General features: G+C 64.4%; 10 protein-coding genes and 1 pseudogene. 9 read left to right on the plus strand and 2 right to left on the minus strand.

The features are described 5' to 3' along the window. Positions 1 to 70 precede the first annotated feature (70 nt). Entirely contained in the window at positions 71 to 367 is a 297-nt protein-coding gene (locus BTM36_RS27865) for a hypothetical protein (protein ID WP_139347175.1), read from the minus strand. A 102-nt stretch (positions 368 to 469) separates the two neighbouring features. On the opposite strand from BTM36_RS27865, the gene BTM36_RS29275 reads away from it, so the two are divergent. From BTM36_RS29275 to BTM36_RS17290, 8 genes are all read left to right on the plus strand, one after another. Then, entirely contained in the window at positions 470 to 595 is a 126-nt protein-coding gene (locus BTM36_RS29275; RefSeq protein ID WP_255411877.1) for a hypothetical protein, read from the plus strand. 511 nt (positions 596 to 1,106) lie between these two features. Further along, positions 1,107 to 2,051 carry a sugar ABC transporter substrate-binding protein gene (locus BTM36_RS17260; RefSeq protein WP_006464843.1) on the plus strand — a complete coding sequence of 315 codons (945 nt, stop codon included), beginning with the start codon at positions 1,107 to 1,109 and terminating at the stop codon, positions 2,049 to 2,051. 148 nt (positions 2,052 to 2,199) lie between these two features. Next, positions 2,200 to 3,768 carry a sugar ABC transporter ATP-binding protein gene (locus BTM36_RS17265; protein ID WP_077237219.1) on the plus strand — a complete coding sequence of 523 codons (1,569 nt, stop codon included), beginning with the start codon at positions 2,200 to 2,202 and terminating at the stop codon, positions 3,766 to 3,768. A 53-nt stretch (positions 3,769 to 3,821) separates the two neighbouring features. Continuing rightward, a complete protein-coding gene (locus BTM36_RS17270) occupies positions 3,822 to 4,811 on the plus strand; it encodes an ABC transporter permease (protein WP_006464841.1) in 990 nt (329 codons plus the stop codon). Between the two features lie 16 nt (positions 4,812 to 4,827). Then, positions 4,828 to 5,847: a LacI family DNA-binding transcriptional regulator gene (locus BTM36_RS17275; protein ID WP_077237270.1), complete on the plus strand. Its 1,020-nt coding sequence runs from the start codon at positions 4,828 to 4,830 to the stop codon at positions 5,845 to 5,847. Positions 5,848 to 5,857: 10 nt separating this feature from the next. Further along, on the plus strand, positions 5,858 to 6,769 hold the full coding sequence (gene rbsK / locus BTM36_RS17280; RefSeq protein WP_077237220.1) for a ribokinase: 912 nt from the start codon (positions 5,858 to 5,860) through the stop codon (positions 6,767 to 6,769). 27 nt (positions 6,770 to 6,796) lie between these two features. Next, on the plus strand, positions 6,797 to 7,189 hold the full coding sequence (rbsD, locus tag BTM36_RS17285; protein ID WP_077237221.1) for a D-ribose pyranase: 393 nt from the start codon (positions 6,797 to 6,799) through the stop codon (positions 7,187 to 7,189). Positions 7,190 to 7,327: 138 nt separating this feature from the next. Further along, the gene (locus BTM36_RS17290; RefSeq protein WP_077237222.1) at positions 7,328 to 9,394 is read left to right on the plus strand and encodes an AsmA family protein; all 2,067 of its coding nucleotides are present in this window, start codon (positions 7,328 to 7,330) and stop codon (positions 9,392 to 9,394) included. A gap of 13 nt (positions 9,395 to 9,407) precedes the next feature. On the opposite strand, the gene BTM36_RS17295 is transcribed toward BTM36_RS17290, so the two are convergent. Beyond that, entirely contained in the window at positions 9,408 to 10,238 is an 831-nt protein-coding gene (locus tag BTM36_RS17295) for a VOC family protein (protein ID WP_077237223.1), read from the minus strand. A 251-nt stretch (positions 10,239 to 10,489) separates the two neighbouring features. Here BTM36_RS17295 and BTM36_RS17300 point away from each other — a divergent pair. Further along, positions 10,490 to 11,284, plus strand: a pseudogene (locus BTM36_RS17300) (PAS domain-containing protein); the annotation flags it as partial. Positions 11,285 to 11,360: the final 76 nt, after the last annotated feature.

Consider the following 11,360-nt stretch of genomic DNA (forward strand, 5'->3'; position numbering starts at 1 on the left):
CGTGACATGTCGGGGCGGCAAGCAGGGCGGATGCCGCCTAAAAGCGTCCCAATCCCGCGTCAAATTCGCATCACGTCGTCGTTTGGCGACTAATCAACAACTTTCGGTTTTGCAACGCAAAAGATTGATCAAAAATTAAGTTTTTGCACACCGTTAGTGCATATCCGCCCTGCAATGGGCTTATGTGCTCATCCGTGAGAATGCGCACTACTGCTTGGTTCCATTGATGCAGGGCAGGGCGGGCGCCAAATGCTGCTGCGCGGAATAATGGATTCTTTACATCATCATTTGGCAGTAGGAAGATATTTGCACGGGCCTTTATCGGCGCGGCGTGGAAGGGCGCCGGGCCGTTTTCGGGTGACAGCAAGGCCCGCAGCAAGTGGGGGATGTTGTTGTTTCGACATTTTCATCCCTTGGGACGATAAGCTGCGCGAATAACAGCGCAGCAGTCATATCAGAGGAGACAGACATGAACCTGATGGAAATGTTGATGGCCTATGGTGGCCAGATGCTGGCGTGGTATGCCTTGTATGTGGTGATCGGCAGTTGCGCCTTTGGTGCTTACGTCTGGCGCCGTACCCATTTCGGTCACTGATCCCCGTACAGGATTGCCAGGGCGCGCGCCGGCTTCGATCCGGTGCGTCGCAGTCGGCGGGTTGCGTGCAACATGCAGCACCTGCCTGAAGCGTAGACGAGAGCGCAGACGAGCGTTAAACCAGTCGCCGGCCTGAAGCATGCCGTCTTCCATCCCGGGCAGGGGCCTGGACATGGGGACGGTGCTGCGCTGGTCTTCGCTCGGCTGCCTGAATTTCGTATCTCCAGTTCCTCCGTACTTTCATCACGGCGGAAGGTGCCATGCCGGCGCTTCCCGCCGTATGCATTGGCCCTCCGACTGCGCTCCTACTGTGCGCAGAGCCACGCTGAGTGAGGTATCCAGCCCTTCCTCGACCTTCCGTTGTCGTCCCCGCAAAATGAAAAAAAAAGCTGCACTGCAGCTTTATTTTCTTATTTTGCGGTGCTATTCTCCAACTCGCGCAAACGTTTGCGCAACGATAACGGCGTCTATCTTCTAGGAAACGCCGGCAACATCAATACTGGAGACCCAGATGAACAAATTCACCCGCCGCCATTTCGCCATTGCTACCCTGGCTTGTGCAGTCCTCCCCGGCGCCGCCCTGGCGCAGACCCCGGCCAAGCCCAAGGTGGCGCTGGTCATGAAGTCGCTGGCCAACGAGTTCTTCCTGAACATGGAGAACGGCGCCCGCGAATACCAGAAGGCCAATGCCGGCAAGTTCGACCTGATCGCCAACGGCATCAAGGATGAGCAGGACACCGCCAACCAGATCAAGATCGTCGAGCAGATGATCGTCTCCAAGGTCAACGCCCTGGTCATCGCCCCGGCCGATTCGAAGGCGCTGGTGCCGGTGGTCAAGAAGGCCATCGACGCCGGCATCATCGTGGTCAACATCGATAACAAGCTTGATGACGCGGCGCTGAAGGAAAAGGGCATCACCGTGCCCTTCGTCGGCCCGGACAACCGCAAGGGCGCCAAGCTGGCCGGCGATTACCTGGGCAAGCAACTGCAGAAGGGTGACAAGGTCGCCATCATCGAAGGCGTCTCCACCACCTTCAATGCGCAGCAGCGCACCCTGGGCTTCCAGGATGCGATGAAGGACGTCGGTGCCAATGTGGTGACCGTGCAGTCCGGTCAATGGGAAATCGACCAGGGTAACAAGGTTGCTGCCTCCATCCTGAACGCCCATCCGGACATCAAGGCCATCCTGGCCGGCAATGACAATATGGCGCTGGGCGCCGTGGCCGCCATCCGCGCCGCTGGCAAGACCGGCAAGGTGCAACTGGTCGGCTACGACAACATCAACGCCATCAAGCCGATGTTGAAGGATGGCCGCGTGCTGGCCACTGTTGACCAGTTCGCCCAGCAGCAGGCCGTGTTCGGCATCGAAACCGCCCTGAAGGCGGTCTCCGAGAAGAAGCCGCAAAGCGCCCTGGGCGGCGTGGTCGAGACCAAGGTCTCGCTGGTCACCAAGTAAGCTGGCGGCAAGCGCGGCGCAGGCCTGCACTAGTGCGCTAGTGCAGCCACCCGCGTCTCACTTGCAAGGTACCTGCGCCCGTTCTGCGGCGCAGGCCTTTGTTTCCTCATCGTCCTTTCTGCCGCCGCTTCATGCGCGCCAAAGACCCATGCAGCCCAACGACTCCCCCTCCCGAACCGCCGCCTTGCTGACCCTGTCCGGCATCGGCAAGAGCTACGCCGCACCGGTACTGGACGGCATCGACCTGGATCTGCATCCAGGCCAGGTGCTGGCCCTGACCGGCGAAAACGGTGCCGGCAAGAGTACGCTGTCCAAGATCATCTGCGGCCTGGTCGATGCCAGTGCCGGCCAGATGACACTGGATGGCCAAGCCTATCAACCGGTGTCGCGCACCCAGGCCGAGGCGCTGGGCATCCGCATGGTGATGCAGGAACTGAACCTGATCCCCACGCTGTCGATTGCCGAAAACCTGTTCCTGGAAAAGCTGCCGCGTTGCTTTGGCTGGATCGACCGCAAGAAACTGGCCGAGGCCGCCCGTACCCAGATGGAAGTGGTCGGCCTGGGCGAGCTGGATCCGTGGACACCGGTCGGCGACCTGGGTCTGGGCCATCAGCAGATGGTCGAGATCGCCCGCAACCTGATCGGCAGCTGCCGTTGCCTGATCCTGGACGAACCCACGGCCATGCTGACCAACCGCGAGGTGGAACTGCTGTTCTCGCGCATCGAGCGCCTGCGCGCCGAAGGCGTGGCCATCATCTATATCTCGCACCGGCTGGAAGAACTGAAACGCATCGCCGACCGCATCGTGGTGCTGCGTGACGGCAAGCTGGTCTGCAACGACGACATCGGCCGTTACTCCACCGAGCAACTGGTGCAACTGATGGCCGGCGAACTGACCAAGGTTGACCTGGACGCCGGCCATCGCCGTATCGGCGCGCCCCTGCTGCGCGTGCGCGGTCTGGGTCGGGCCGGCGTGGTACAGCCGGCCAGCTTCGCCCTGCATGCCGGCGAGGTGCTGGGCATCGCCGGGCTGATCGGCTCGGGCCGCACCGAACTGCTGCGCCTGATCTTCGGCGCCGATCGCGCCGACCAGGGTGAAGTCTTCATCGGCGAGGGCCAGCAACCGGCCCGCATCCGCAGTCCCAAGGATGCGGTCAAGGCCGGCATCGCCATGGTCACCGAAGACCGCAAAGGGCAGGGCCTGCTGCTGCCGCAAGCCATCAGCGTGAACACCTCGCTGGCCCATCTGGGCCGCGTCAGCCGGGGCGGCATGCTGGACCACGCGGCCGAAGCCGACGTCGCTCGCGACTATGTGAAGAAACTGCGCATCCGCAGTGCCGGCGTGGTGCAGGCTGCCGGTGAACTTTCCGGTGGCAACCAGCAGAAGGTGGTGATCGCACGCTGGCTGTACCGCGATTGCCCGATCATGCTCTTCGACGAGCCCACCCGGGGCATCGACATCGGCGCCAAGTCCGATATCTACCGCCTCTTCGCCGAACTGGCGGCACAGGGCAAGGGCCTGCTGGTGGTCTCCAGCGACCTGCGCGAACTGATGCAGATCTGCGACCGCATCGCCGTCATGAGCGCCGGCCGCATCGCCGACACCTTCAGCCGTGACGACTGGTCGCAGGAGCGCATCCTGGCGGCTGCCTTCAGTGGCTATGTCGGACGCCAGGAAGCCGCCGAAGCGGCCCATGTGGCCGGCAACACGGCCTGAGCGGGCCGCCTGTGCCCAGCCAGAACTTCAACTGCCAAGAATTGACGAGACAGATGCAAACTTCCTCTACCTCCACTCCTGCCGCCAGCCGGCAAGCGGCCTACCTGGCCGGTTTCAAGAACTACCTGGGTCTCATCGCCGCGCTGTTGGCGATGTGCGTGATGTTCGCCTTCCTGAGTGAAAACTTCCTCAGTGCGGCCACCTTCATCACGCTCTCCAATGACATCCCGCCGCTGGTGGTGATGTCGGTGGGCATGACCTTCATCCTCATCATCGGTGGCATCGACCTGTCGGTCGGCTCGGTGATGGCACTGGCGGCCTCCATGCTGTCCATGGCCATGGTGCGCTGGGGCTGGCCGCTGTACGCCGCCGCCCCCCTGGGCGTGGTGGTGGCGGCCCTGTGCGGCACGCTGACCGGTCTGGTGTCGGTGCACTGGCGCATCCCGTCCTTCATCGTTTCGCTGGGCGTGCTGGAAATCGCCCGCGGCCTGGCCTACCAAGTCACCAACTCGCGCACCGAATACATCGGCAGCGCCGTGGACGTGATCAGCTCGCCGGTGCTGTTTGGCATGTCGCCGGCCTTCCTCTCGGCCATCGCCATCGTCATCATTGCGCAACTGGTGCTCACGCGGACCGTCCTGGGGCGCTACTGGATCGGTATCGGCACCAACGAAGAAGCGGTGCGCCTGTCCGGGGTCAATCCCAACCCCAGCAAGATCCTGGCCTTCGCCCTGATGGGCGGGCTGGCCGGCATCGCGGCGCTGTTCCAGGTGTCGCGCCTGGAAGCGGCCGATCCCAACGGCGGCGTGGGCATGGAACTGCAGGTGATCGCGGCCGTGGTCATCGGCGGCACCAGCCTCATGGGCGGGCGTGGCTCCATCGTCAGCACCTTCATCGGCGTGCTGATCATCTCGGTACTGGAAGCCGGCCTGGCGCAGGTGGGCGTGAGCGAGCCGATGAAGCGCATCATCACCGGCGCGGTCATCGTGGTGGCCGTGATCCTGGACACCTATCGTCGTCGTGGCCAGCGCCACGCACGCTGACGGCAGCACCCACGCCATGTCTACCATCAAGGATGTCGCCAGGCTGGCCGGGGTGTCCTACACCACGGTCTCGCACGTGCTCAACCAGACCCGTCCGGTCAGTCCGGAGGCCAAGGAGCGCGTGCTGGCCGCGGTCAAGGAACTGGACTACGTGCCCAGTGCGCTGGCGCGTTCGCTGCGCAGCAAGGTCACCGGCAGTATCGGCCTGATCATCCCCAACAACACCAACCCGTACTTTTCGGAGCTGGCGCGGGGCATCGAAGACCACTGCTATGGCGCCGGCTACAGCGTCATCCTGTGCAATTCCGACGATGACCCGGCCAAGCAGCGCGACTACCTGCTGGTGTTGCAGACCAAGCGCTGCGACGGTCTCATTCTTGCCACGCTGAACCAGTCCGACCTGAACCCGGCCGGCAAGCTGGACATCCCCACCGTGCTGCTGGACCGAGCGCCCAGGGAACTGGACATCGACCTGGTCAGCACCGACAACGCCCTCGGCGGCAGCCTGGCAGCCCGCCATCTGCTGGACCTGAAGCGGCGCCACGTGGCCTGCATCGCCGGACCGGAGGGGCTGGACCTGTCCGACGAGCGGGTGCAGGGTTTCCGCCAGACGCTGGAGGAGGGCGGTGGCAAGCTTGCGCCCAGTGACCTGCTGCATGCCGACTTCAGCGGCATCGGCGGCTACCAGGCGGCCATGCGACTGCTGCAGGAGCGTCCCACCGATGCGCGTCCCGACGCCATCTTCTGCTGCAACGACATGATGGCCATCGGCGTGCTGCGCGCCGCCGGTGAACTGCAGATCGAAGTGCCGGGCCAGCTGTCGGTGGTCGGCTTCGATGACATCGAACTGGCCCAGTTCGTCCATCCGCCCCTGACCACGGTGGCCCAGAACACCCGCAGGCTGGGCAACCTGACGGCGCAATTCCTGCTGGAACGCATCGCCGACCCGGACCTGCCGGCGCGCCGCGAGACGGTAGCGCCACAATTGCAACTGCGGGGCTCGACCGCCCCGTTCGACAACAAGATAAAGAAATAAGAGAAAGCACATGATCGTCATCATCGGCAGCGTCAACATGGACCTGGTTTTGCGCGTGCCTCGCATGCCCATGCCGGGAGAAACCCTGGCGGGCGACAAATTCATGACCATCCCCGGCGGCAAGGGCGCCAACCAGGCCGTGGCCTGCGCCCGCCTGGCCGCGCCCGACACCGCAGTGGCCATGGTGGCCTGCGTGGGCGACGATGCCTTCGGCGCCCAGATGCGCCAGTCCATTACTGCCTGCGGCATCGATGACCGTTACCTCGACGAAGTGGCTGGCGAAGCCACCGGCATTGCCTCCATCATGGTCGATGCCAACGCCCAGAACAGCATCGTCATCGCCGCTGGCGCCAATGGCCGCCTGGACGTGGAACGCATCGAACGCGCCCGCCCGCTGATAGAACAGGCCTCCATCGTGCTGCTGCAACTGGAAGTCCCGATCCCCACCGTGATCCACGCCATCGAGCTGGCCCACTCCCTGGGCAAGACCGTGGTGCTGAACCCGGCGCCGGCGCAGGCGCTGCCTCGCGAACTGCTGCAGAAGGTCGATTACCTGATCCTCAATGAGATCGAAGCTGCCATGTTGGCCGAAGAGCGTGCCGTGGCCAACTCCGACGACATCCCGCAACTGGCCGCGCGCCTGCATGCGCTGGGCGCACGCAATGTGGTGGTCACGCTGGGTGAGAAGGGCGTCTACGGCGCCTTCGCCGATGGCCGGCAAGACCATCTGCCGGCGCGCAAGGTGCAGGCGGTCGATACCACGGCTGCAGGCGACACCTTTATCGGCGGCTTCATCGGCGCCATCGCCCAGGGGCGCGACCCGTTCGACGCCATCGCCTACGCCCAGGCCGCTGCTGCCCTGAGCGTGACGCGCATCGGCGCCCAGACCTCCATCCCGACACGCGACGAAGTCGTGCTCTGATCATTTGATTTCTCTGCCAGGAATGCCATGAAAAAGACCGCCTTGCTCAACGCCGCCATCTCCCAGCTGATTGCCACCATGGGGCATGGCGACACCGTGGTCATCGGCGACGTCGGCTTGCCGGCACCGGCCGGCGTCCCTGTGATCGACCTTGCGGTCACGCGCGGCGTGCCGGACTTCATGACCGTGCTGCAGACGGTGCTGAGCGAACTGCAGGTCGAGTTCCACGTCGTCGCCGACGAAATGCAGACCGTCAGTCCCGCCCTGGCCGCCCAGGTCGAAGCGCTGGGACTGGCCGGCAAGCGCAGCGTCCCGCATGAAGATTTCAAGCGCCAGAGTGCCCGCGCCAAGGCCTTGATCCGCACCGGCGAATGCACCCCCTACGCCAATATCATCCTCGGTTCCGGCGTGGTGTTCTAAGCCCTGGGCCTGCCATCCCTCTGACAAGCGGCCGGCCGCTTCTCCTATAGCCAGCAAGGGTCCTACAGCTGATACTGTCGCGTTTGGATGAAACCTAAGCGGTCAGGACAGAACCATGCAAAGTGAAGGAGGGCGGAGATGCGCGTGCACTCGGTGAGGCTGCCTGGGAGGCCACTGCTGGCCAGGCTGGGCCGCCTGCTGACCTGGTGCGTGGCCGCGCTGGTGGTGCTGGCGGCCTTGCTGGCCCTGCTGGTGGCGCTGTTCGACTGGAACCTGGCCAAGCCCTGGATCAGCCGCCAGCTCTCCACCATGCTGGCCCGGGAAATACGGGTCGATGGCCCGATCAGCCTGTCCTGGTCGCTGGCCCCGGCCACCCCCCAAAGCGACAGATCCTGGCTGCCGCAATTGCACTTTACCGCACGCGACCTGCAGATCGGCAACCCGGACTGGGCGCGGAGCGCCGACCATCTGGTCCGGGCCAGTCTGCTGGACCTGCATTTTTCCCCACTCCCGCTATTGCACTGGCACTGGCATATCACCGACATGCGCGTGACCGGCCTGGACCTGATCATGGAACGGGCCGACGAGCGCCGCAAGAACTGGCGCTTCTCCGACCAGCCACGTTCGCGCTGGAGCTTCGACATCCACCAGATCGTCTTCGACCATGCCCAGATCCGCTATGTGGACCAGCCGCTGGACTTGGACCTGCGCTTCGACGCCCGCCCCCTGAGTGCAGCCGCCATGCGCACCGCCGAGGGCAGCGGCAGCCCGCCTGGACTGGTCCTGCAGGCAGCGGTGTCGGGCCGCTACGGTGAGGCTGAGATACGGGGCCAATTGCGCGGCGGCCCCTTGCCCGACCTGCTCAACGAGGGCAGCGTCTATCCCCTGCAGGCGCAGGGCGACGTGGGTGAAGTCCACGCCGTGATCAGCGGCAATCTCGTCAATCCTCATCAGCTGCGGCGTGCCGACCTGCAGATCCGCCTGAGTGGCGACAGCCTGGACCGGCTCTATGCCGCCAGCGGCGTTCCTCTGCCGGCCACGCGTGCGTTCAGTACCCAGGGCAGCCTGACCATCCAGCGGGCCGAGGCTGCGGGCGCGGGCAAAACCGATCGCGATAACGCCACCAAGGCCTGGGACTGGCGCTATGAACGCTTCACCGGCAAGGTCGGTGAGAGTGATTTCGCCGGGGATGCCCATTACTACCGCGGCCCGCCCAAGAACCACCTGAGCGTGACCGCCCACGCCGATCTGTTGCGGCTGGAGGATTACGTGCCGGCCGCCGGTGGCAAGCAGAAAGAGGGCAAAAAAGAGGGTAAAAGCGAAGGCAAGCGCCAGGATCGTGTGCTGCCTGAACGCCCGGCGCAGCCGCAGCGCTGGGCCAGGCTGGATGCCGACATCGAACTCAAGGCCAGTCGCGTGCAATTGCATGGTGGGCTGGACTGGCAGGACGCCAGCACCACCCTGCGGCTGAAGGACCAGGTGCTAACCGTCGCGCCCCTGCAATTTGACATGGCCGGTGGCAAGGGGGACGGCGAAGTCACGCTCGATGGCCGCCAGAACGACATCCGTTCAAGCCTGCAAGTGAACCTGCATGGGGTGCAGGTGCGCCAGCTGTTTCCGAAACTGGCCAGGATCGACGCCAGCTTCGGCAAGCTGGACGGCCAGGCCCGCCTCAACGGCAGCGGCAACTCGGTCGCCGCCATGCTGGCCAGCGCCGACGGGCGGATCAAGGCCGATCTGAGCCAGGGCACCATCAGCCAGTTCATCCTGGAAGCTGCCGGTCTGAACCTGGCCAACGCGGTGTTTGCCAAGATGTACCGCGACCAGCAGGTCAAACTGCTATGCGGCGCCGCCGATGTGACGATCAAGGAGGGCGTGGCGCAGGTCCGGCACGGCATCCTCAATACCGAGGACGCGGCCATCGACATCTCCGGGCAAGTCGATCTGGGGCAGGAAAAGCTGGCGCTGAACGTCTATCCGCGCACCAAGCAGGTTCGCATCCTATCGCTGCGCACCCCCTTGTATGTGCGGGGCAGCTTCGCCAAGCCCGACATCGGTGCCAGCAAGGAAGGCCTGGCTGCACGGGCCGGGGCGGCCGCCGCCCTGGCGCTGGTAGCACCGGTGGCAGCGGTGATTCCGCTGATCACCCCGGGCGAGAAGATACCCGACGATTGCGCCCCGCACGCTGCGGCCGATGCGCGCTAGCGCTGCAACAGCGCTAGCCCAGGAATTCGAACAGCGCCTGGAATGCCGGCAGGGCCACCACCAGCCGCTGCGGCTCCTGGTGCAGCGGCAGCCCCAGGGCTTGGGCCCCTGCGCTGATGCGTGAGAGGTCGCCGCCTGAAAAGCGCAGCGCCGCGAAAGCGGCCGGGCGCTGCGGTGCAAAGGCGGCCAGCCCACCAAAGCGCGCCTGCAAGCCAGCGGCATCGGCAAATTCGAGTGCGAAGCCGTCTTCCCATTCCCCCAAGCGGGCATAGGCGGCCCGGGTAGCCTCGGGATCGGCATCGGTCACCAGCATGCTCGTGAGACCCTGCACGCCATTGGCATGGCCCATCCATTCAGGGCGCCACACCAGTTCCGGCGTGAAGTGATGGCAGGCGTAGACGCGGCCTGCGGCGAACTGGCCGGGAATCAGGCGTACGGTGGAAAAACGGGCATCGGTGGCAACCCCGTCCAGCAGCACCGGCCGTGAGAAGTGTTGCACCGGCTGCACCACCAGGCCCATTGCCTGCCAGGCGTCGTGGCAGGCCGGCACGTCGGCCACGGCATAGACCAGGCCGTCGAGGCCCAGCGGGCTGTCCAGGATTTCCTGGCGCACCTTGTCGCTGTCGCGGGGCTGGCCGATCAACTCCAGGTAGCCGCCGGGGAACATCACCAGATGGTTGACCGAGCCCAGTGTGTGATAGCCGCGCGGGGTGAGCGTAAAGCCCAGCGCCTGCAGCTGGGCATGGGCAGCGTCGATGTCGTAGTGGGTATTGAGGACGAGGTGATCCAGCCGCGCGGGAATATTTTGCGCCAGCGGGAGCGTTTCGGGCAGACCTTGGGTCATAGAAGCCAATCAACAAGAATGAATCTGCCAGGAAGCGGCAGGCCGCCATTTTACGTGCGGCAAGCTGGCCTGTCATGGCAGGGGATTTGTCTCGGAAAGTGGCCGCGACGCCAAGCTTTCCGATAAGCTTGCCACCAAGCTCTACCGTAGCGGCGCAAGTGGGTGGACGTGGGCAGTCAATCGCCCCGTACAAAGGCAAGTACGAAGACAGTACGATCAGGAAGGGCATTATTTTGGATCAGCAACCGGCAATGGAGGGGAATAGCCCCCTCACCAGCGCCTATCGTCACGCCTTGCTGGAGGCTATCGATGATGGTTTTTGCATCATCGAGTTCATCGATGGGCCGCATGGCCCCTTGAGTGATTATGTTCATATCGAGGCCAACTCCGGCTATTACCGTCATACCGGCATCGAGGGCATCGTCGGCAAGCGCCTGCGTGAAATCGAGCCCGAGAATGCCCAGGTCTGGCTGGATGTGTATGGACAGGTCCTGCTGACCGGCCAGCCGCTGCGTTTCGAGCAGGAATTCAAGGCCGTCGGTCGTCATATCGAGGTCTCCGCCACGCGCGTGGGCCCGGTGGAAATGCGTCAGGTCTCGGTCCTGTTCCGGGACGTGACGGCGCGTCGCCGGACCGAGGCCGCCTTGCGCGAGAACGTCCAGCGCGTGCAACTGGCCCTGGAAGCCGGCGCCATCATCGGCACCTGGATCTGGGATATCCCCTCGGACCGCCTGAACGTCGACGAGGGCTTTGCCGTGGCCTTCGGCCTGGCGCCAGAGCGCGACCTGTCGCGCCTGTGCATCGCCGACATCATGGAAGCGGTGCACCCTGACGACCGCGAACTACTGTCGGCCCGCATCCGTGAAACCCTGGCCCGGGGCGGCACCTACGCCCACCAGTACCGCACGCGTCGACGCGATGGTCGCTACTACTGGCTGGAAGCCAACGGCCGCGTGGAATTGACCCCGGATGGCGTACCCAGCACCTTCCCCGGCGTGTTGATGGATATCGAAGGCCGGCGCGCCGTCGAAGCCGAGCGTGACCGTGACCTGCTCCCCAATTTAGTACGAGAACGACTTGGAGTCTGCGGTTAAAAAAGTCTCTGCAAACTGTTGCGGCGTC

The organism is Herbaspirillum sp. VT-16-41 (assembly GCF_001994935.1).
GTDB classification, from domain to species: domain Bacteria; phylum Pseudomonadota; class Gammaproteobacteria; order Burkholderiales; family Burkholderiaceae_D; genus Herbaspirillum; species Herbaspirillum frisingense.